Raw genomic sequence first — 18,926 nt, 5'->3', positions numbered from 1 at the left:
GGTTGCAACTGCGCGGGATTCGCACAAGGGGGGCCGTCCCGATAACCGCCATTTGCCCGGAGTTCGGCGGAAAAAGGGCCGTCACGGCTGCGGCGCCCGCGCCATGGGCCGGGGCCGGCCGGCGATGAAGTCGCGCAGGTAGTCGTCGCGGGCCGCGTCCATCTCGGCCACGCTGCCCTGCCAGCGCAACCGGCCCTGGTCCAAGAGCGCAACCCGGTCGGCGATGGCGCGGACCGAGCTCATGTCATGGGTGATGGTGATCGCCGTCGCCCCGGTCTCGTCCACGATGTCGCGGATCAGCGCGTTGATGGTGGCGGCGCGGATCGGGTCGAGGCCGGTCGTCGGTTCGTCGAAGAAGATCACCCGCGGGTCGGCGGCGATGGCGCGCGCCAGCCCCGCGCGCTTCCTCATGCCGCCCGATAGCGCGGCGGGGTAAAGGTCGGCGACCTCGGCGCCCAAGCCGACGCGGGCGAGCTTTTCGAGGGCGACGGCGCGGGCCCGGGCTTTCGGCATCACCCGCAGCAGCCGAAAGGCGACGTTGCGCCAGACCGGCAGACTGTCGAACAGCGCCGCATTCTGGAACAGCATGCCGAACTGGTCCATGAAACTGGGGCCGATCGGCGCGCCATTCCACATGATGGACCCCGCATCCGGCGTCTCGAGCCCCAGGATGCAGCGCAAGAGCACCGATTTCCCGGTGCCCGAGCCGCCGATCACCACCAGGCTTTCGCCGGCGCCCAGGTCAAGGTCCACGCGGTCCAGCACCCGCTTGGCACCGAAACTCTTGCAAAGGCCGCGCACCGCCAGCATCAGAAGAACAGCCCCGTCAGCGCGAAATTCGCGGCCAGGATCCCGACCGAGGCCGCGACCACGGCGCTGGTCGTCGCCCGGCCCACGCCCGCCGCGCCGCCGCCGGCGGTCATGCCGAACCAGCAGCCCGACAGCGCCACGATCAGCCCGAAAACCGCGCCTTTCAGCAGCCCCGAGACCACGTCCCAGCTTTCCAGATAGGCCCAGGAATTCGCCAGATAGGTGCTCGAATTGAACCCCAGCGCGTTCACCCCGATCAGCCAGCCGCCCATGATGCCGATGACGTCGCCCACGCCCACCAGCAGGGGCACGCACAGCACCCCCGCCCAAAGCCGGGGCGAGACCAGCCAGGCCACGGGATCGGTCGAGAGCGTGACCAGCGCGTCGATCTGCTCGGTCACGCGCATGGTGCCGAGTTCCGCCGCGATGGCGCTGGCGACGCGGGCCGCGACCATCAGCCCGCCCAGCACCGGGCCAAGCTCGCGCGCCATGCCGATGGCGACGATGGCCGGGACCACGTCTCCGGCCTGGAACCGCTCGCCGCCGGAATGGATCTGCAAGGCCAGCGCCGCGCCGGTGAAGAGCGCGGTCAGCCCGACGACCGGCAGCGACAGCCAGCCCAGATGCAGCAATTGCCGCGCCAGTTCCGCCGGGTGCCGGGCGCCGCGGGCCAGGCCGCGCGCCGCGAACAGCGTGACCCGGCCGATGGCGCGGGTCAGGCCAAGGGCGGCACGGCCGGTCAGCCGGACTGGGTTCACCGATACGTCCGCGCGTAGCGCCGACCCAGCGAGGTCAGGATCTCGTAGCCGATGGTGCCCGACAGCGCCGCCAGCGCATCGACGCCCTGGCGGGCGTTCAGGATCTCCAGCGCCTCGGGAACGAAGGGCAGCCCGGTCACGTCGGCGGTGATCAGGTCCATCGAGATGCGGCCCACGACCGGCACGGCATGCTCGCCCGCCCAGAGCGTCAGCTTGCCCTCGCGCGCCAGCGCCCGGGCCAGCCCGTCGGCATAGCCCGCCGCCAGCGTGGCGATGCGGGCGGGCCGCTCGGCGGTCCAGCTGTAGCCATAGCCGACCGACTCGGCCGGCTTGACCTCGCGGGTCTGGATCACCGGCAGCGCCAGCGTCACCACCGGCTGCGCGTCGCGGAAGGGCTCGCCGCCGTAAAGCCCGATGCCGGGCCGCACCAGGTCGAAGTGATAGTCCGGCCCCAGCAGGATGCCGCCCGTCGCCGCCAGCGAGCGCGGCACGCCGCAGCCCTCGGTCATGGCGCGGAAGGCCGCGAGTTGCTGGGCATTGGCCGGGTGAGCCGGCTCGTCGGCGCAGGCCAGGTGCGACATGATGAGCTGCGGACCGGCGGCCAGCGCCTCGGCGCGCACGGCGGCCCATTCGCCGGGCTCGAAGCCCAGCCGGTTCATGCCGCTGTCGAGCTGGATGCCGAAAGGCCCGCCGGGCCGCAGCGCACGGTCGCGGAAGAATTGCTCGGGGCTGTTCAGCAGCGGGATCAGGCCCGCCAGATCCTCGCCCTCCATATGGCCCGAGAGCACGAAGATGCGCGCATCGTCGGGCAGGAGCGGCCGGATCTCGCGGCCCTCGCCGGCCAGCGCGACGAAGAAATCCCGCGCCCCCGCCCGATACAGCGCCGGCGCGACCTGCGCCGCGCCCAGACCATAGGCATCCGCCTTGACGACGGCCGCAGCTATCGCGCCGGGGGCCTTGGCCGCCAGCGCCTTCCAGTTGGCCACGATGGCCGGAATGTCGATCACGAGTCCCATGGCAGCGGCATGGCCCCTGCCCCGCGCGGCGTCAAGAGATTTGGCGGCTGCGGCGCTGTTTTGCAACTTAATCCATTTGCAGCGAAGTTTGCTAGCATAGTTTGCAAATATTCGGCTTTCTGCTTTCTTGGCCGGCAGCAAGCCGATAGTCTGCCGCAAACCGAAAGGGAGACGGCTGATGAAGGACATCCTTGGCGAGCTGGAATCGCGCCGCCGCGACGCGCGGCTGGGCGGCGGGCAGCGGCGCATCGACGCCCAGCACGCCCGCGGCAAGCTGACCGCGCGCGAGCGGCTGGAGCTGCTTCTGGACGAGGGTTCCTTCGAGGAATTCGATATGTTCGTCCGCCACCGCTCGACCGATTTCGGCATGGAGGACGACCGGCCCTATGGCGACGGCGTCGTCACCGGCTGGGGCACGATCAACGGCCGCATGGTCTATGTCTTTTCGCAGGACTTCACCGTCTTCGGCGGCTCGCTGTCGGAAACCCATGCGCAGAAGATCTGCAAGATCATGGACATGGCGGTGCAGAACGGCGCCCCGGTGATCGGGCTGAACGATTCCGGCGGCGCACGGATTCAAGAGGGCGTCGCCTCGTTGGCCGGTTACGCGGACGTGTTCCAGCGCAACATCATGGCCTCGGGCGTGGTGCCGCAGATCAGCGTCATCATGGGCCCCTGCGCCGGCGGCGCGGTCTATTCCCCGGCGATGACCGACTTCATCTTCATGGTCAAGGACACCTCCTATATGTTCGTGACCGGCCCCGACGTGGTCAAGACGGTGACGAACGAGGTGGTGACGGCCGAGCAGCTGGGCGGCGCCTCGACCCATACGAAGAAAAGCTCGGTCGCCGACGGCGCCTTTGAAAACGACGTCGAGGCGATGACCGAGATCCGCCGGCTGGTGGACCTGCTGCCCTTGAACAACCGCGAAAAGGCGCCGACCCGGCCCTTCTTCGACGACCCGAACCGCATCGAGCCCAGCCTCGACACGCTGATCCCCGACAACCCGAACCAGCCCTACGACATGAAGGAGCTGATCCTGAAGGTCGCGGACGAGGGCGATTTCTACGAGATCCAGAAGGATTTCGCCGCCAATATCATCACCGGCTTCATCCGCATCGAGGGCCAGACCGTCGGCGTGGTCGCCAACCAGCCGATGGTGCTGGCCGGCTGCCTCGACATCGACTCGAGCCGCAAGGCGGCGCGTTTCGTGCGCTTCTGCGACGCCTTCGAGATCCCGATCCTGACCTTCGTCGACGTGCCGGGCTTCCTGCCGGGCACCGGCCAGGAATATGGCGGCGTCATCAAGCATGGCGCGAAGCTGCTGTTCGCCTATGGCGAGGCCACCGTGCCGAAGGTCACCGTCATCACCCGCAAGGCCTATGGCGGCGCCTATGACGTCATGGCCTCGAAGCACCTGCGCGGCGATTTCAACTATGCCTGGCCCACGGCCGAGATCGCGGTGATGGGCGCCAAGGGCGCGGTCGAGATCCTGTATCGCAGCGAGCTTGGCGATGCCGGGAAGATCGGCGCCCGCACCAAGGATTACGAGGACCGCTTCGCCAATCCCTTCGTCGCCGCCGAAAAGGGCTTCATCGACGAGGTGATCCAGCCGCGCTCGACCCGGCGCCGCGTGGCGCGGGCCTTCGCCAGCCTGCGCGGCAAGAAGCTGTCGAACCCCTGGAAGAAGCACGACAATATCCCGCTTTAACCGGCGGACCCGAGGGAGGAATCATGTCGAGACTGGCGGCGACCTGCCTGGCGCTGATCCCCCCTGCCCTGGTGGCGGGCGGGACGGCGGCGGCTGGCGCGCCGGTCGAGATCGTGCTGCCCTCGGGCGCCAAGGTGACCTGGCAGGAGACGCGGCATGACAGTTCCGGCGGGCTGGGCCTGACCTATCGCTTTCGCTTCGTGATGCCGGATCTGGCGCAGCGCGTGCCGGCGACCAGCGGTCCGGCCTCGGATTTCGAGGATGCCGAGGGGCGCGGGCCGATCGACATCGACACCGAAAGCGGCGAGGTCACCGGGGAAACCGCCACGCTGGAGGCCGAGGCCGAGATGGCCGCCGGAGCCGGGGCCGAAACGGGGGCCGAAACCGGAGCCGGGATCGGGGCCGAGGAGGATGCCGACGCCCTGCTGGAGCAGCCGGTGCTGCCGGCCGCCCCCGATGTCCTGGCCGAGGACCCGATCCATCTCGACATCGTCTGGCTGTGCGAGAACTGGGCCCTGCCCCGCATCGCCAGCCCGGCCCCGCGTCCCGAGCAGATCGTCATCAGCCTGGCCAGCAAGGAAACCACCTTCGGCGCCTACGACCCCGAGGTGGTGCAGCTCTTCGAGGCCTTCCGCCTGCCCAAGGACCGCGACGCCTGCGAATGGGAGCCGTGGTGATGCGCCATTTCAAGCCCTTGCGCCCTGATGCACGCGGGCCACAGCCCGCCCTGCCCGCACCCGCGGCGCGCGGCCGCGCCTGTCGGGCCGCGCAGCCGCTGGCTATCATGCCGGCACGGCCGTGCCATGCGGCCGAATCTCAACCGAGCAGTCGGGACTTCCGCGTCCCGCCCTACAGGAGCACGACACCATGTCGAAGAAACTTGCACTGGCCCTCGTCCTCGTCGGCCTGGCCGCCGCTTGCGCCAAGAAAGAGCCGGAAGTCATCACCCCGGTCGCCGTTCAGCCCGAGCCGGTGTATCAAGGCAAATACGGCGCCAACTAAGCCATTCGCCGCGCGCGGGCTGCCAGGCGGCCCGCGCCAACCGCGCCCCTGCCCGCCCCCGCGCGTCACCACCGACAAAGGGGGCAAGACATGCTGAAGCATCGCGGCTTTCCGGGCCGTCTTCCGGGCACCGATTTCCAGTTCATCATCCGCCGTGCCAACAAGAAGGGCGCAACGCCCTTGGTCCGGCGCGAGCGGTTCCGCGACCGCAAACCCGTCGACAAGCGCGCCGACACCGCCTTCCTGGCGGCGCTGATCGCGCATTTCGGCGACGAGCCCTTTCAGCGCGGCAACCTGGACGCCGGCCGGCTGTCCTGGCTGCTGGGCCGCGAGGTCGTGGCCGTCGGCAAGCTGGACCCGACCGATTACGAGCAATTGCTGCGCGTCGACATGAAGCGCGCCGAGGCCGGTTTCCCCGAGCTTTTCGCCGCCGAGGCGCCGGAATTCGACTGGGACGACGAGGCCGATTGGGATGAGGACGACAGCGACGAGGACGGTGCCTGATGCCGGCCGGAGCGATGGGCGGATTGCCGCGTAGCCTAGTGTTTTCACACCGTTGTCAGTTTCTTCCGAAACGGGCGCGTGCAATATTGGCCGCACCCCTATCGCAAACGGCCCGTCCGCGGGTCCATAATACAGGCAAAGAACTATGCAAAAATCCGTCATCCTCCGTCTTTCGGGCGCCCTTCTGCTGGTCGGCGGCCTGGCCGCCTGCGACCAGGGCTATGGCAGCGGCATCTCGCCCGACGCGCAGCGCGCGGCCGGCGGCGCCCTGGCCGGTGCGGCGGTCGCCAAGATCATCGACGGCGACGTGGGCACCGGCGCGCTCATCGGCGCGGCGGGCGGCGCGCTTTGCGACGACGCCGGCGTCTGCCAGTCGCGCGGCTACTGATTCCATCGGGGCCGCCCGCGCGGGTGACAGCCCGCGCGCGGCCCGCATCCCGGAGAATTTCGCATGTCGAAAAAACTCGCTCTCGTCGTCGGTCTGGGCCTGCTGGGCCTGGCCGGCTGCACCCAGAACATCAATCCGACCGACATGGACCGCGGCCTCATCGGCGCGGGCGTCGGCGCGACCGTCGCCCATGTCGGCGGCCATGACGTCGCCAAGGGCGCGGCCATCGGCGCCGTCGCCGGCGCGCTGTGCGACGACGTGCGTCTCTGCCAGCCGACCCAGCCGCGCTATCGCAGCTACTGATACGCCGCCGCATCGCGGCGACGCCTTCCTTTCTGGCCGTCCCGGCATCGTGCCGGGGCGGCCTTCTTACGTTCGGCACCTGCCCCAGGGGAAACCAGCATGTTCAAGAAAATCCTGATCGCCAACCGGGGCGAGATCGCCTGCCGGGTCATCAAGACCGCGAAGAAGATGGGCATCCAGACCGTCGCGGTCTATTCCGATGCCGACCGCAACGCGCTGCATGTCAAGATGGCGGACGAGGCCGTCCACATCGGCCCGCCGCCGGCGAACCAGTCCTATATCGTCATCGACAGGATCATGGACGCGATCCGCCAGACCGGCGCCGAGGCGGTGCATCCTGGCTATGGCTTCCTGTCCGAGAACATGAAATTCGCCGAGGCGCTGGAGAAAGAAGGCGTCACCTTCGTCGGCCCGCCCAGCCCCGCCATCGAGGCCATGGGCGACAAGATCACCTCGAAGAAGCTGGCGCAGGAGGCCGGGGTCAGCACGGTTCCGGGCTATATGGGCCTGATCGCCGATGCCGAAGAGGCGGTGAACATCTCGAACGAGATCGGCTATCCGGTGATGATCAAGGCCAGCGCCGGCGGCGGCGGCAAGGGCATGCGCATCGCCTGGAACGACCAAGAGGCGCGCGAGGGCTTCGAGAGCTCGAAGAACGAGGCCGCGAACAGCTTCGGCGACGACCGCATCTTCATCGAGAAATTCGTCACCCAGCCGCGCCATATCGAGATCCAGGTGCTGGCCGACAAGCATGGCAATTGCGTCTATCTGCACGAGCGCGAATGCTCGATCCAGCGCCGCAACCAGAAGGTCATCGAAGAGGCGCCCTCGCCCTTCCTGGACGAAGCGACGCGCAAGGCCATGGGCGAGCAGGCCTGCGCGCTGGCGAAGGCCGTGGGCTATACCAGCGCCGGCACGGTCGAATTCATCGTCGATGCCGACAAGAACTTCTATTTCCTGGAAATGAACACCCGGTTGCAGGTCGAGCATCCGGTGACTGAACTGATCACCGGCGTCGATCTGGTCGAGCAGATGATCCGCGTCGCGAATGGCGAGCCGCTGCCCTTTACGCAGGACGACCTGACGATCAACGGCTGGGCCATCGAAAGCCGGCTTTACGCCGAGGACCCCTATCGCAACTTCCTGCCCTCGATCGGCCGGCTGACCCGCTATCGCCCGCCGGCCGAGACGGCGGCCGGGCCGCTGCTCGACGCCGACCGCTGGGTGCCGGCGCGGCCGGGCGACCATCCGCCGGCCGCCGCTGCGGGGGTCAGGAACGATACCGGCGTCTATGAAGGCGGCGAGATCAGCATGTATTACGACCCGATGATCGCCAAGCTCTGCACCTGGGCGCCGACCCGCGAGGCCGCCATCGAGCAGATGCGGCTGGCGCTGGACGAATTCGAGGTCGAGGGCATCGGCCACAACCTGCCGTTCCTCTCGGCGGTGATGGACCATCCGAAATTCGTCTCGGGCGATATTTCCACCGCCTTCATCGCCGAGGAATATCCCGAGGGCTTCCTGGGCGCGACCCTGCCCGAGGCCGAGATCCGGCGCGTCGCCGCCTCGGTCGCGGCCATGCATCGGGTGGCCGAGATCCGGCGCACCCGCATTTCGGGCCGGCTCGACAATCACGAACGCCATGTCGGCGAACATTGGGTGGTGACGGTCGCGGGCCAGGAATTCCCGGTGCGCATCACCGCCGACAAGCAGGGCTCGACGGTCGAGATCGCCGGCCGCAAGCTGCGCGTCGAAAGCGACTGGCTGCCCGGGCAATCGCTGGCACGGCTGTCGGTTGACGGCAGCCCCCTGGTGCTGAAGGTGGATCGCCTGCCCTCGGGCTTCCGGCTGCGGGTGCGCGGCGCGGATCTGAAAACCTATGTCCGCCGTCCGCGCGCCGCCGAACTGGCGCGTCTGATGCCCGAGAAGCTGCCGCCGGATACCTCGAAATTCCTGCTCTGCCCGATGCCCGGCCTGGTGGTCAAGGTGAACGTGGCCGCCGGCGACGAGGTGCAGGAGGGCCAAGCGCTGGCCACCGTCGAGGCGATGAAGATGGAGAACATCCTGCGCGCCGAGCGGCGCGGCGTGGTGAAATCCGTCAACGCCTCGGCCGGCGAAAGCCTGAAGGTCGATGACGTGATCATGGAATTCGAGTGATCCATGTTCCAGGGCACGGGCAGCATCCTCAATCCCACGGTGGTGGCGGCGCTGGTCGCCGCCGTCGTGGCGCTGCTGGCCCGGCCCGTCGATGACTGGCTGAACCGCCGCCGCGCCCGCACCCTGCGGGCCGAGCGGGTCAGTGACGTGCAGCGCGCCCTGCTGGCCGAGATCCGCGCCCATGTCGTGGCGCTGGAAAGCCAGCGGCTGGATGCCGAGGGCGCCGCCGCCCTGCTGGCCCGGCTGCGCGAAAGCGGCCGGTTCCCCTTCATCCCGACCCAGGCGAACGACCGCATCTTCACCGCGATCATCGAGGAGGTGCATATCCTGCCGGCCGATGTCATCGACCCGGTGGTGACCTATTACCGGCAGCTGTCGATCATGGCCTCATTCGCCGAAGCGATGCGGGACGAGGCCGAAAAGGATCAGGCGCGCGCCGTCGAGATGTTCGCGGATTACCTGGAGTTGACCGAATCGGCGCTGGAAAGCGGGCAAGAGGCCGTGCGCCTGCTGATGACCAGCGTGTTCTTCGGCGAGGCTGCCTTGCGGCAGATGCTGGAGCGGGAAAGCGCCGCGGCCCTGGCCGCGCGTCAGGCCCAGATCGCCGGTCTGGCCGGCAGCCTTCCGGGCGAGCTGGCCGAGTTGCGCCAGCGGCTCAATAAGCGATCTTCGGACCGGAGCGACCTTTGATGGGCTTCAATCCGACGATCTCGGCCATTTCATTCGCGGTGCGGGCGCTGCGCAGCCGTTCGACCAGCTGTTCGGTGGCCGTGTCCAGCCGGGGCGGTTTGGGCGCGGCGGGGCGTTCCGTCACGCGCGGCAGGGGCGAATTCGACATGGCGGGCCTCCTTGGCAGCGGGCAGCGCGGCTGCCCTGTTTCCAAGATAATGGCTCGGGGGCCGGCCCGCAACGAAGTCGTTGCGATTTTCGCGCAAAGAAACGCGGCGATTTTCGCAATATCTCAGGGCATCGCCGCACGGCCGATCTCGCGCCGGCGCAGCGGGAACTTGTCGATGGCGCGGGAAATCTCGCGCACGGACCAGGGCGCGGGCTTGCGCTGCTTGACCTGGCCGTCCTTGTCCAGCAGCACCAACGAGAAACCTTCCGGGCGCAGCTGCCGGCGCCAGGGGCTGGCCGCCGCCGGGTCGGTGTCGGTCACGACCACCACGTCGCGCGCGAGCAGCGGCGCCGGATCGGCCTGCAGGTCGGCCAGCTGCCGGATGAAGGCCGGGTCGGCCGCGGTATCGGCAAAGATCACCACCGGCCGGGCCTGCCACAGGAATTCCGCCGGGTCGGCCTCGGAGGCCGGCAGCACGGTCAAGGCCTGCGCGGCGATGCCGGTCAACGGCCCGCCGGGCGCGGGCGCGCCGTCGCGCGCCGCCGGCACCTCGCCGCGCACATATGGCCGGTGGCCGTCGGCATCGCCCTCGGGTTTCGGTCCCATCGCCGCCAGAAGCGGCACCACAGACAGAATTATCAACCGGTTCAGTTTCATCGCGCCCCCGTTCCCCCTTTCATATAGGGCGCGGCGGGCCATGGGAAAGGATGCAAGATGAGCGAAAGCAGCAAAGCCGACCTGGAGACATGGCGCAAGCTCGCCAGCAAGGAGTTGAAGGGCGCCGACCCCGACAGCCTGAACTGGCACACGCTGGAGGGGATCGAGGTCAAGCCGCTCTATACCGAGGCCGACACCGAGGGCCTGGCGCACCTGGGCAGCCTGCCCGGGCTCGAGCCCTTCACCCGCGGCCCGCGCGCGACCATGTATGCCGGCCGGCCCTGGACGATCCGGCAATATGCCGGTTTCTCGACCGCCGAGGAATCGAACGCCTTCTATCGCCGCAACCTGGCGGCCGGGCAGCAGGGCGTCTCGGTGGCCTTCGACCTGGCCACGCATCGCGGCTATGACAGCGACCATCCCCGCGTCGAAGGCGATGTGGGCAAGGCCGGCGTCGCCATCGATTCGGTCGAGGACATGAAGATCCTGTTCGACGGCATTCCGCTGGACAAGGTCTCGGTCTCGATGACGATGAACGGCGCGGTGATCCCGATCCTGGCGAATTTCATCGTCGCGGGCGAGGAACAGGGCCACTCGCGCGCCGTGCTGTCGGGCACGATCCAGAACGACATCCTGAAAGAGTTCATGGTGCGGAACACCTATATCTATCCGCCCGAACCCTCGATGCGCATCATCGCCGACATCATCGAATACACCTCGAAAGAGATGCCGCGCTTCAACTCGATCTCGATCTCCGGCTATCACATGCAAGAGGCGGGTGCGAACCTGGTGCAGGAGCTGGCCTATACGCTGGCCGACGGGCGCGAATATGTCCGCGCCGCGCTGAAGACCGGCATGAATGTCGACGATTTCGCCGGGCGGCTGTCGTTCTTCTTTGCCATCGGCATGAACTTCTTCATGGAGGTCGCGAAGCTGCGCGCCGCGCGGCTGCTCTGGACCCGGATCATGAAGGAATTCGAGCCGAAGAAGGCATCCTCCCTGATGCTGCGCACGCATTGCCAGACATCGGGCGTGTCCTTGCAGGAGCAGGATCCTTATAACAACGTGATCCGCACGGCTTACGAGGCCATGGCAGCGGTGCTGGGCGGCACGCAGTCGCTGCACACCAACGCGCTGGACGAGGCGATCGCGCTGCCGACCGAATTCAGCGCCCGCATCGCTAGGAACACCCAGCTGATCCTGCAGGAGGAAACCGGCATCACCCATGTCGTCGATCCGCTGGCGGGCAGCTATTACATCGAGAGCCTGACCGCGCGGCTGGCCGAGGAAGCCTGGGCGCTGATCGAGGAGGTCGAGGCCATGGGCGGCATGACCAAGGCGGTGGCCTCGGGCATGCCGAAGCTGCGCATCGAGGAATCGGCGGCGCGGCGCCAGGCGATGATCGACCGCGGCGAAGAGGTGGTCGTCGGCGTGAACAAGTATCGCCTCGCCAAGGAAGAGCCGCTCGACATCCTCGACATCGACAACATGAAGGTGCGCGAGGCGCAGATCGCCCGGCTGGAGCGCATCCGCGCCACCCGCGACCAGGCGGCCTGCGATGCGGCGCTGCTGGAGCTGGGCCGGCGCACGGTCGAGGGCGGCAACCTGCTGGAGGCGGCGGTGGAATGCGCCCGCGCGCGGGCCAGCGTGGGCGAGATCAGTCTGGCGATGGAGGGCACCTTCGGGCGCCACAGGGCGGAGGTGAAGACTTTGGCAGGGGTTTACGGAGCGGCCTATGAGGGCGATGCGGATTTCGCGCAGATCCAGCGCGACGTCGAGGCTTTCGCCGAGGAAGAGGGCCGGCGGCCCCGCATGCTGGTGGTGAAGATGGGCCAGGACGGCCATGACCGCGGCGCCAAGGTCATCGCCACCGCCTTTGCCGACATCGGCTTCGACGTGGACGTGGGGCCGCTGTTCCAGACCCCCGAGGAAGCCGCGCAGGACGCCATCGACAATGACGTGCATGTGATCGGCATCTCCAGCCAGGCGGCCGGCCACAAGACCCTGGCGCCGAAGCTGATCGCGGCGCTGAAGGACCAGGGCGCCGGCGACATCCTGGTGATCTGCGGCGGCGTCATCCCGCAGCAGGATTACGATTTCCTGAAGAAGGCCGGGGTGAAGGCGATCTTCGGGCCGGGGACCAACATCCCGGCGGCGGCGAAGGACATCCTGTCGCTGATCCGGGCGGCGCGGGCAGCCTAGGGCAGCGCACGGCGGCCCTTGCGGTCGCCGTCGCATGGGTATTTGTAAAACAAAGAAGGCCGGCCGCCGCGCGTGATTTGCGGCCGGTTCCCCGATGGAGCCCGCATGATCATCCGTCCCGCCGAAACCCGCGACCTTCCCGCCATCCTGGATTTCTGGAACCCGATCATCCGCGAGACCACGACGATCTTTTCCAGCGAGGAGCGCACGGTCGAGAGCCTGGGGGCGATGATCGCCACCCGCCGCGCTGCGGGGCGCGAGATGCTGGTGGCCGAGGAGGCGGGCGCGGTGCTGGGCATCGCCACCTATGACCAGTTCCGCGGCGGGCTCGGCTATGTCCATGCCATGGAGCATACCGTTCTGCTGGCGCCCGGGGCGCGCGGGCGCGGCGTCGGCCGGGCGCTGATGACGGCGATCGAGGATCACGCCCGGGCGCGCGGCGCCCATACCATGGTCGCGGCCGTCGATGCCGCCAATGCCGGCGGCATCGGCTTTCACGAAGCCATCGGCTTCCGGCGCGTGGGCTATCTGCCCGAATCCGGGCGCAAGTTCGGGCGCTGGCTGGACCTGGTGCTGCTGCAGAAGATCCTGTGAGGCTTGCCGCCGTGCGGGCCGCGTGCGAATGTCGCGGGCAAAACGCGAGGCGGGCATGGACGACGGGCGCAACGGCACGGTCAAGCAGGTCATCTGCATCAAATGGGGCACGAAATTCGGGCCCGAGTTCGTGAACCGGCTGCATGCCATGGTGGCGCACAACATCACGCCGCCGTTCCGGCTTTACTGCTTTACCGACGACGGCGCCGGCCTGCATCCCGACATCGCCGTGCGGCCCCTGCCCGAGTTCGAATACCAGGCTCCGGTCAATACCAAGGGCAAATGGCCGAAATCCCGGCTGTGGGGCGACCTGGGCGACGTGCAGGGCGTGGTGCTGTTCCTGGACCTCGACGTGATCGTGACCGGCAGCCTTGACGATTTCTTCGCCTTTGGCGATCCCGACGATACCGTGCTGGGGCTGAACCCGAACACGCCCTTCGAGAAGATGGGCCAGACCTCGGTCTATCGCATGCGCGTGGGCAAGCTGAAGCCCTTGCAGGACATCTTCCGTGCCGATCCGCAGGCCGCCGCCGACAAGTTCCGCTATGAGCAGCGCTTCGTCACCCGCAATGCGCCGGGCGGGGTGAAGTTCTGGCCGAAAGGCTGGCTCGCGCATTTCCGCATGCATTGCGTGCCGAATTTCCCGCTGAACTATTTCCGCGAGGCACGGGTGCCGGCGGGGACGCGCATCGTGATCTTTCCGGGCGACCTGAACCCGCCCGACGCCATCCTGGGCCGCTGGAGCGACAAGGACCAGCACCGCGCGCCCCTGGACCATCTGCGCGCCGCCTTCGACGGCCGCCGGCGCGAGAGCCTGGGCAAGCACCTGCGCCATTACCTGCGCCCGGTCGGCTGGGTTTCGGCATTATGGCGGGAATAGGCGCCGCGCCCGAGACGCATTACACGCTGCCCGCCGATTTCGCCGCGGGCCTCGGGCAATGCGTGGCGAGCTTCGGCTGGCTCGAGGAGATCATCAAGCGCACCATCTATGCGCTGGACCGCGCCCGGCTGGCCGACGACCTGACGCCCGAGGAATTGCAGGCCTGGCTTGGCCGCATGGGCAGCTTGGCCGACGATTCCATGGGCACGCTGATCGAGCAGCTGGACGCCGCCATGCGCCGCCATCCCGGATTGCGCGACCGCAACAGGATCACCGACCGGCTGGGCGAGATCCGGCTTTACCGCAACCTGCTCTGCCATGCCTCGTGGCGGCCGACCGAGCGCAAGACGCATTGGCATCCGGCCTTTGTCAGCGCCAAGGGCGAGGTGCGGCCAGTGCCGATGGCGCTCGATGATCTGGAGCGCATCCGCGCGCAGACCGTCGAGACCGGCGGCCGCGTGCTGCGTGTCATGCGCGCCGCCGGCGAGCCGGGCTGCTGGGCCGGCGACGATCAGGCGTGAAGCCTTGCGTTGCAAGCCCGCGCCGCATCCGCTAACACCGCAACGTCCATAGATAAGAGTTTCGCATGTCCGCCCAGAACCAGGGGCAAAACGCCTCTCCGCTCCGTCTTGGTATCGCAGGTCTGGGGACCGTCGGCATCGGCACCGTCAAGATCATCCAGAAACACGCCGCGCTGCTGTCCCAGCGCGCCGGCCGGCCCATCGCCATCACCGCGGTCTGCGCCCGCGACCGGATGAAGAACCGCGACGCGGACCTGTCCGCCTATGGCTGGGAGGAGGACGCCCGGGCGCTGGCGCTGCGCGAGGATGTGGACGTTTTCGTCGAGCTGATCGGCGGCGACGAGGGCGTCGCGCGCGAGGCGGTGACGGCGGCGCTGAAGGCCGGCAAGGACGTGGTGACCGCCAACAAGGCACTGCTGGCGATCCACGGCCAGGAGCTGGCGGAACTGGCCGAGGCGCATGGCCGGGTGATCCGCTTCGAGGCCGCCGTCGCCGGCGGCATCCCGGTCATCAAGGCGATGACCGAGTCTCTGGCCGGCAACGAGATCCGCCGCGTCATGGGGGTGATGAACGGCACCTGCAACTATATCCTGACCCGGATGGAAAGCGCCGGCCTGCCCTATGAGACGGTGTTCGAGGAGGCGCGGCAGCTCGGCTATCTCGAGGCCGATCCGACGCTGGACGTGGGCGGCATCGACGCCAGCCACAAGCTGGCGATCCTGGCCGCCATCGCCTTCGGCACCCGCCCCAGCTTCGACGCGGTCGAGATCGAGGGCATCGAGCGGGTCAGCATCGACGACATCCGCCGCGCCGCCGACATGGGCTATCGCATCAAGCTTCTGGGCGTGGCGCAGATGACCGGGCGCGGGCTCGAGCAGCGCATGTCGCCCTGCCTGGTGCCCGCCGACAGCCCGCTGGGCCAGTTGCAGGGCGGCACCAACATGGTGGTGATCGAGGGCGACTCGGTCGGCCAGATCGTGCTGCGCGGCGCCGGCGCCGGCGAGGGCCCGACCGCCAGCGCGGTCATGTCCGACGTGGTCGAGATCGCGCGCGGCGTGCGCATGCCGAGCTTCGGCCAGCCGGCCTCGGCGCTGGCCCGGCCGCAACCGGCGCGGACTGCCGTGCCCGCCGCCTATTACATCCGGCTGGCGCTGACCGACAAGCCGGGGGCGCTGGCCAAGGTCGCCTCGGTGCTGGGGGATAGCGGCATCTCGATCGACCGGATGCGGCAATACGGCCATCAGCAGACCGCCGGCGTCGCCCCGGTGCTGATCGTGACCCACAAGACCACGCCCGAGGCCATCGACCATGCCATCGGGGCGCTGCCGAAGACCGGCGTCATCGCCGGCGAGCCGGTGGAGCTGCGCATCGAGGAGGTCTGAGCCGCGGGTCTGGGTATCTGGAAAACGGAAACGTGACCGGCGCCGTGCCCCCTGGGTGCGGCGTCTGTCTTTTCAGGCGAGAGATCGGCAGCAGCGGTGGCCTTCGGTCACGGCCGGTTCGGGTATTTGGGAAACAGAGAAAGCCGCAGGTCAGCTGGCCGAGAGGTGACGCAGCCCGTGGGTCACGTCGGCACGCACGGCAAGCCGCAGGCCGGGTTCGTCGCCGGCGCGCAGCGAGGCCAGGATCATGCGGTGGTGGCGCGGCGGCTCGTGGCGCTTGACCCGGCCATAGAGCGCCCGCATCGTCGGGCCGAGCTGCAGCCAGACCGTCTCGACGATGGCCAGCATCGCCGGCGCCTGCGCGCGCAGGTAGAGGATGCGGTGGAATTCCAGGTTGGTGCGGATATAGGTGACGCCGTCATGGCTTTCGGCCGCCTCGCCGATGGCGGCGTTGATCACCGCCATGCGCTCGATCAGCGCCTGGTGGGCGCGGGGCAGCGCCCGGGCGGCAAGTTCGGGCTCGATGAGGCCGCGCAGGGCGGCGAGTTCCTCGATGCGCTCGACCGAGAGCTCCGGCGTGGTGATCCGGCCCGAGGAGGAAAGCGTCAGCGCCCCCTCGGCGACCAGGCGCCGCACCGCCTCGCGCGCGGGGGTCATCGAGACACGATGTTCGGCCGCGATGCCGCGCAGCGTCATCGGCAGGCCGGGCGGCAGTTCGCCCAGCATGATGCGCTGGCGAAGGTTGCGATAAAGCCGCTCATGCGCGGCGGTTTCCGAATTGCGCGTCACTGTCATGCCATCTCTGTGATCACAAATGCGCGCGGCGTCAATCCGTCAGATGCGGAAACGCCAGGCCAGCAGTTCGTGGCCGTGGCGGCGCAGCCAGGCGCGGTGGCGGGCATGGCCGGGCAGCAGCCGTTCCGTCGCGGCCCAGAAGGCGGGCGAGTGGTCCATATGCGCCAGATGCGCGACCTCATGCGCGGCGACATAGTCCAGCACCTCGGGCGGCGCCATGGCCAGGCGCCAGGAAAACATCAGCCGGCCGTCATGGGTGCAGCTGCCCCAGCGCGAGCGGGTGTCGCGCAGCGCCAGCGCCCGGAACGGCCGCCCCAGCCGGGCGGCGTGGCGGTCGCAGGCGGCGATCAGCCGCATCTGCGCGAGATGCTTGAGCCAGGCCTCGACGACCACCCCGGGCGGGCGGCCCTGCGGCACCAGCAGCAGGTCGGCGGTCAGTTCGACGCGGCGGGTCTCGGCCGGGCGGATCAGGCGCGGCACGCCCTCGACGGGCAGCTGGACGCCATGCGCGACCGGTTGCAGCGCCGGCATGTCGGCACGGACCTGGCGCAGCCATTCGGCCCGCGACTCGGCAAAGGCCTGGCCGTCGCGCAGGCTGGCGCGGCTGGGCAGGGTCAGCACTACCTCGCCCCCCGCCCGCGCCACGCGCAGCGTCATGCGCCGCGCCCGGGACGAGCGGCGCAGCGTCACCGGGATGTCGCCGCCGACCCAAATCCTGTCCTTGCCTGCCTGCATCTTGCGGTGCCCTGCCTTTCGGCCCATATCTCCACCGCGCCGCCGTCCCGACGCAAGGGGAAAAGCCTTTGACAGCCCCGCGCGGCTATGGCAGGGGACAGCGGATTTACCTGAACGCGGCAGAAAGAGAATACCATGCCCAAAGAGGAATGGGGCACGAAACGCCTTTGCCCCCATTGCGCCACGCGCTTCTACGACCTGACGAACGACCCGATGACCTGCCCGGCCTGCGGCGCCTCTTTCACGGCGGAAAGCCTGACGAATGGCCGCTCGCGCTCGCTGATCTCGGAAAAGACCGCCGCGCGCGACGAGGATCAGACCGATCTCGTCGATGACGAGGATCTGGACGACGACGCCGATTCCGGGGATCTGGACGACGATCTGCTGGACGACGACGATGACGACGGCGACGTGTCGCTGGACGACATCGCCGACGTGGCCGACACGGACGACGAATAGGCCGCGGCCTGCGGTGATCGCCCCGGCCGGCCCCTTGCCGCGCCGGGGCTTTTTCGTGAACGGGAGGAGGCCATGCGCATCATCGACCGCCAGGCCATGCGGGCCATCCTGCTGACGCCCGAGGACCGGGTGCTGCTGATGCGCGTCGATTACGGCACCGGCGACTGGTGGATCACCCCGGGCGGCGGCGCCGAGCCCGGCGAGACGCCCGAGACGACGCTGCGCCGCGAATTGCGCGAGGAGCTGGGCTTCGCCCTGCCCGCCTTCGGCCCGCTGGTCTGGCGCCGCCGCTTTACCCTGCCCTTGCCGCAGGCGCGCTGGCGCCAGTCCGAGCATTACTTCCTGATCGAGACGCCCGAGTTCCGGCCCGCGGTGCAGGACGCGCCCGAGGCCGGCCTGATCCGCGAATTCCGCTGGTGGAGCCTGCCCGAGCTGCGCCACAGCCGCGAGAACCTGGCGCCGGCCGCGCTGGCGCGCATCGTGCTGGACTATCGCGAGGGCGGCCCGCCGCGCGAGCCGCCGGAGTTCGAAATCATCGAGGATTAGGCGTCAAGCCCCTGTAGGTGTCGTCGAAAAATTCCACCTCCAGCCGGGTGGCGCGGTGGAAGAAATCGCGCACCTGCTTGGCCTCGGCCGGGCCGGTGCGGTCCAGCTCGGCGCGCAGGAAACCCACGAAATCGCGGAAGAACGGATTGTCGTGCAGCGTGATCCATTCGGCATGGACGAAGTTTTCCGGCAGGGTTTCGGCCTGCATGGCCCAGTCGAGATAAAGCCCCTCGGCCACGTTCAGCACCGCCAGCACCGCCGGATAGGAGCGGGTCGCGGCGGCCTCGCGCATGATGGCCTGGAAGCCCTGCGTGGGCGCGCTGTCGGGAATGGCGGCGCGCTCGGCCTCCGAGACGCCCAGGGCGGCGAAGGCGCGCAGGAAATAGTCGTTCTCGTCGCCCGAGACCATGCCGGCGAAGCGGCCGAAGCGCAGCCGCGATTCGAAGCGGTCGGCGCTGGCGATGGCGGCGCCGAGCAGCGTCAGGAAAGCGTCGAGGAAACGGTGATCCTGCACGAGGTAGCGCGCCATGACCGCATCCTCGATGCGGCCGGCCAGCAGCTCGTGCACGAAGCGATGGCCGGTCGCGGCCTGCCAATCGGCGGCGCATTCGTCGCGCAGGGTTTCAAAGAAGGTCTGGGGCATCCTGCCCTCCTGGCTTGGGCGGGGC

Annotated in this window: 23 protein-coding genes; 15 read left to right on the top strand and 8 right to left on the bottom strand. The window is 68.7% G+C overall.

What is annotated here, in order from left to right; translation table 11 throughout:
- Nucleotides 1-81: 81 nt before the first annotated feature.
- The 3 genes from PARN5_RS0113980 to alr are packed head-to-tail and all read right to left on the bottom strand — an operon-like array spanning nucleotide 82 to nucleotide 2,584.
- Nucleotides 82-810: an ATP-binding cassette domain-containing protein gene (locus PARN5_RS0113980; protein WP_018000398.1), complete on the bottom strand. Its 729-nt coding sequence runs from the start codon at nucleotides 808-810 to the stop codon at nucleotides 82-84.
- Nucleotides 810-1,568, bottom strand: a complete 759-nt coding sequence (locus PARN5_RS0113975; RefSeq protein WP_018000397.1) for an ABC transporter permease — start codon at nucleotides 1,566-1,568, stop codon at nucleotides 810-812. The genes PARN5_RS0113980 and PARN5_RS0113975 overlap by 1 nt, the downstream gene beginning before the upstream one ends.
- On the bottom strand, nucleotides 1,565-2,584 hold the full coding sequence (gene alr, locus PARN5_RS0113970; protein ID WP_018000396.1) for an alanine racemase: 1,020 nt from the start codon (nucleotides 2,582-2,584) through the stop codon (nucleotides 1,565-1,567). Before alr ends, PARN5_RS0113975 begins: the two co-directional genes overlap by 4 nt.
- A 178-nt stretch (nucleotides 2,585-2,762) precedes the next feature.
- On the opposite strand from alr, the gene PARN5_RS0113965 reads away from it, so the two are divergent.
- The 8 genes from PARN5_RS0113965 (at nucleotide 2,763) to PARN5_RS0113930 (ending at nucleotide 9,339) form a co-directional block, all read left to right on the top strand.
- Nucleotides 2,763-4,295, top strand: coding sequence for an acyl-CoA carboxylase subunit beta (locus PARN5_RS0113965; RefSeq protein WP_018000395.1), 1,533 nt, complete (start codon nucleotides 2,763-2,765; stop codon nucleotides 4,293-4,295).
- Nucleotides 4,296-4,318: 23 nt separating this feature from the next.
- Complete coding sequence (locus PARN5_RS0113960; protein ID WP_018000394.1) at nucleotides 4,319-4,972, top strand: DUF6497 family protein; 654 nt, start codon at nucleotides 4,319-4,321, stop codon at nucleotides 4,970-4,972.
- A 190-nt stretch (nucleotides 4,973-5,162) separates the two neighbouring features.
- A complete protein-coding gene (locus PARN5_RS25125) occupies nucleotides 5,163-5,297 on the top strand; it encodes a hypothetical protein (RefSeq protein ID WP_018000393.1) in 135 nt (44 codons plus the stop codon).
- 90 nt (nucleotides 5,298-5,387) lie between these two features.
- Nucleotides 5,388-5,801, top strand: a complete 414-nt coding sequence (locus PARN5_RS0113950; RefSeq protein WP_018000392.1) for a hypothetical protein — start codon at nucleotides 5,388-5,390, stop codon at nucleotides 5,799-5,801.
- A 145-nt stretch (nucleotides 5,802-5,946) separates the two neighbouring features.
- Entirely contained in the window at nucleotides 5,947-6,189 is a 243-nt protein-coding gene (locus PARN5_RS0113945) for a hypothetical protein (protein WP_018000391.1), read from the top strand.
- Nucleotides 6,190-6,252: 63 nt separating this feature from the next.
- Entirely contained in the window at nucleotides 6,253-6,492 is a 240-nt protein-coding gene (locus PARN5_RS0113940; RefSeq protein ID WP_018000390.1) for a hypothetical protein, read from the top strand.
- Between the two features lie 99 nt (nucleotides 6,493-6,591).
- The gene (locus PARN5_RS0113935; protein ID WP_018000389.1) at nucleotides 6,592-8,649 is read left to right on the top strand and encodes an acetyl/propionyl/methylcrotonyl-CoA carboxylase subunit alpha; all 2,058 of its coding nucleotides are present in this window, start codon (nucleotides 6,592-6,594) and stop codon (nucleotides 8,647-8,649) included.
- A gap of 3 nt (nucleotides 8,650-8,652) precedes the next feature.
- Entirely contained in the window at nucleotides 8,653-9,339 is a 687-nt protein-coding gene (locus PARN5_RS0113930) for a hypothetical protein (protein WP_018000388.1), read from the top strand.
- Here the strand turns inward: PARN5_RS0113930 and PARN5_RS0113925 are convergent.
- Nucleotides 9,305-9,487: a hypothetical protein gene (locus PARN5_RS0113925; RefSeq protein ID WP_018000387.1), complete on the bottom strand. Its 183-nt coding sequence runs from the start codon at nucleotides 9,485-9,487 to the stop codon at nucleotides 9,305-9,307. The genes PARN5_RS0113930 and PARN5_RS0113925 overlap by 35 nt on opposite strands.
- Before the next feature lie 123 nt (nucleotides 9,488-9,610).
- A complete protein-coding gene (locus tag PARN5_RS0113920; protein WP_018000386.1) occupies nucleotides 9,611-10,144 on the bottom strand; it encodes a DUF4174 domain-containing protein in 534 nt (177 codons plus the stop codon).
- 57 nt (nucleotides 10,145-10,201) lie between these two features.
- Between PARN5_RS0113920 and scpA the strand changes: the two genes are divergently transcribed.
- The 5 genes from scpA to PARN5_RS0113895 all read left to right on the top strand — a co-directional run bounded on the left by scpA (nucleotide 10,202) and on the right by PARN5_RS0113895 (nucleotide 15,723).
- Complete coding sequence (gene scpA, locus PARN5_RS0113915; protein ID WP_018000385.1) at nucleotides 10,202-12,346, top strand: methylmalonyl-CoA mutase; 2,145 nt, start codon at nucleotides 10,202-10,204, stop codon at nucleotides 12,344-12,346.
- 105 nt (nucleotides 12,347-12,451) lie between these two features.
- A complete protein-coding gene (locus PARN5_RS0113910) occupies nucleotides 12,452-12,940 on the top strand; it encodes a GNAT family N-acetyltransferase (protein ID WP_018000384.1) in 489 nt (162 codons plus the stop codon).
- Nucleotides 12,941-12,968: 28 nt separating this feature from the next.
- Complete coding sequence (locus tag PARN5_RS0113905; RefSeq protein ID WP_232419356.1) at nucleotides 12,969-13,820, top strand: glycosyl transferase; 852 nt, start codon at nucleotides 12,969-12,971, stop codon at nucleotides 13,818-13,820.
- The gene (locus PARN5_RS0113900; protein ID WP_018000382.1) at nucleotides 13,808-14,341 is read left to right on the top strand and encodes a hypothetical protein; all 534 of its coding nucleotides are present in this window, start codon (nucleotides 13,808-13,810) and stop codon (nucleotides 14,339-14,341) included. Before PARN5_RS0113905 ends, PARN5_RS0113900 begins: the two co-directional genes overlap by 13 nt.
- A 65-nt stretch (nucleotides 14,342-14,406) precedes the next feature.
- Nucleotides 14,407-15,723 (top strand): homoserine dehydrogenase, encoded by a 1,317-nt coding sequence (locus PARN5_RS0113895; RefSeq protein ID WP_018000381.1) that lies wholly within the window; start codon nucleotides 14,407-14,409, stop codon nucleotides 15,721-15,723.
- Between the two features lie 150 nt (nucleotides 15,724-15,873).
- Here the strand turns inward: PARN5_RS0113895 and PARN5_RS0113890 are convergent, their stop codons facing one another.
- Nucleotides 15,874-16,518 (bottom strand): GntR family transcriptional regulator, encoded by a 645-nt coding sequence (locus PARN5_RS0113890; protein ID WP_018000380.1) that lies wholly within the window; start codon nucleotides 16,516-16,518, stop codon nucleotides 15,874-15,876.
- 39 nt (nucleotides 16,519-16,557) lie between these two features.
- Nucleotides 16,558-17,253: a SprT family zinc-dependent metalloprotease gene (locus tag PARN5_RS0113885; protein WP_018000379.1), complete on the bottom strand. Its 696-nt coding sequence runs from the start codon at nucleotides 17,251-17,253 to the stop codon at nucleotides 16,558-16,560.
- A 135-nt stretch (nucleotides 17,254-17,388) separates the two neighbouring features.
- On the opposite strand from PARN5_RS0113885, the gene PARN5_RS0113880 reads away from it, so the two are divergent.
- The gene (locus tag PARN5_RS0113880) at nucleotides 17,389-17,712 is read left to right on the top strand and encodes a TIGR02300 family protein (RefSeq protein ID WP_018000378.1); all 324 of its coding nucleotides are present in this window, start codon (nucleotides 17,389-17,391) and stop codon (nucleotides 17,710-17,712) included.
- 72 nt (nucleotides 17,713-17,784) lie between these two features.
- Complete coding sequence (locus PARN5_RS0113875) at nucleotides 17,785-18,258, top strand: NUDIX domain-containing protein (RefSeq protein WP_018000377.1); 474 nt, start codon at nucleotides 17,785-17,787, stop codon at nucleotides 18,256-18,258.
- On the opposite strand, the gene PARN5_RS22170 is transcribed toward PARN5_RS0113875, so the two are convergent.
- On the bottom strand, nucleotides 18,245-18,901 hold the full coding sequence (locus tag PARN5_RS22170) for a TenA family protein (RefSeq protein WP_018000376.1): 657 nt from the start codon (nucleotides 18,899-18,901) through the stop codon (nucleotides 18,245-18,247). The two genes, PARN5_RS0113875 and PARN5_RS22170, sit on opposite strands and share 14 nt — an antisense overlap.
- Nucleotides 18,902-18,926: the final 25 nt, after the last annotated feature.

This window comes from Paracoccus sp. N5 (genome assembly GCF_000371965.1).
Classification (GTDB): Bacteria; Pseudomonadota; Alphaproteobacteria; order Rhodobacterales; family Rhodobacteraceae; genus Paracoccus.
This window is presented reverse-complemented; position numbering and strand designations above follow the sequence as displayed.

Excerpts from the sequence above, each read along its gene's own strand:
- PARN5_RS0113980 (WP_018000398.1), bottom strand. The coding sequence starts at position 810 with ATGCTGGCGGTGCGCGGCCTTTGCAAGAGTTTCGGTGCCAAGCGGGTG.
- alr (WP_018000396.1), bottom strand. The coding sequence starts at position 2,584 with ATGGGACTCGTGATCGACATTCCGGCCATCGTGGCCAACTGGAAGGCG.
- PARN5_RS0113965 (WP_018000395.1), top strand. The coding sequence starts at position 2,763 with ATGAAGGACATCCTTGGCGAGCTGGAATCGCGCCGCCGCGACGCGCGG.
- PARN5_RS0113960 (WP_018000394.1), top strand. The coding sequence starts at position 4,319 with ATGTCGAGACTGGCGGCGACCTGCCTGGCGCTGATCCCCCCTGCCCTG.
- PARN5_RS25125 (WP_018000393.1), top strand. The coding sequence starts at position 5,163 with ATGTCGAAGAAACTTGCACTGGCCCTCGTCCTCGTCGGCCTGGCCGCC.
- PARN5_RS0113950 (WP_018000392.1), top strand. The coding sequence starts at position 5,388 with ATGCTGAAGCATCGCGGCTTTCCGGGCCGTCTTCCGGGCACCGATTTC.
- PARN5_RS0113945 (WP_018000391.1), top strand. The coding sequence starts at position 5,947 with ATGCAAAAATCCGTCATCCTCCGTCTTTCGGGCGCCCTTCTGCTGGTC.
- PARN5_RS0113940 (WP_018000390.1), top strand. The coding sequence starts at position 6,253 with ATGTCGAAAAAACTCGCTCTCGTCGTCGGTCTGGGCCTGCTGGGCCTG.
- PARN5_RS0113935 (WP_018000389.1), top strand. The coding sequence starts at position 6,592 with ATGTTCAAGAAAATCCTGATCGCCAACCGGGGCGAGATCGCCTGCCGG.
- PARN5_RS0113930 (WP_018000388.1), top strand. The coding sequence starts at position 8,653 with ATGTTCCAGGGCACGGGCAGCATCCTCAATCCCACGGTGGTGGCGGCG.
- PARN5_RS0113925 (WP_018000387.1), bottom strand. The coding sequence starts at position 9,487 with ATGTCGAATTCGCCCCTGCCGCGCGTGACGGAACGCCCCGCCGCGCCC.
- PARN5_RS0113920 (WP_018000386.1), bottom strand. The coding sequence starts at position 10,144 with ATGAAACTGAACCGGTTGATAATTCTGTCTGTGGTGCCGCTTCTGGCG.
- scpA (WP_018000385.1), top strand. The coding sequence starts at position 10,202 with ATGAGCGAAAGCAGCAAAGCCGACCTGGAGACATGGCGCAAGCTCGCC.
- PARN5_RS0113910 (WP_018000384.1), top strand. The coding sequence starts at position 12,452 with ATGATCATCCGTCCCGCCGAAACCCGCGACCTTCCCGCCATCCTGGAT.
- PARN5_RS0113905 (WP_232419356.1), top strand. The coding sequence starts at position 12,969 with ATGTCGCGGGCAAAACGCGAGGCGGGCATGGACGACGGGCGCAACGGC.
- PARN5_RS0113900 (WP_018000382.1), top strand. The coding sequence starts at position 13,808 with ATGGCGGGAATAGGCGCCGCGCCCGAGACGCATTACACGCTGCCCGCC.
- PARN5_RS0113895 (WP_018000381.1), top strand. The coding sequence starts at position 14,407 with ATGTCCGCCCAGAACCAGGGGCAAAACGCCTCTCCGCTCCGTCTTGGT.
- PARN5_RS0113890 (WP_018000380.1), bottom strand. The coding sequence starts at position 16,518 with ATGACAGTGACGCGCAATTCGGAAACCGCCGCGCATGAGCGGCTTTAT.
- PARN5_RS0113885 (WP_018000379.1), bottom strand. The coding sequence starts at position 17,253 with ATGCAGGCAGGCAAGGACAGGATTTGGGTCGGCGGCGACATCCCGGTG.
- PARN5_RS0113880 (WP_018000378.1), top strand. The coding sequence starts at position 17,389 with ATGCCCAAAGAGGAATGGGGCACGAAACGCCTTTGCCCCCATTGCGCC.
- PARN5_RS0113875 (WP_018000377.1), top strand. The coding sequence starts at position 17,785 with ATGCGCATCATCGACCGCCAGGCCATGCGGGCCATCCTGCTGACGCCC.
- PARN5_RS22170 (WP_018000376.1), bottom strand. The coding sequence starts at position 18,901 with ATGCCCCAGACCTTCTTTGAAACCCTGCGCGACGAATGCGCCGCCGAT.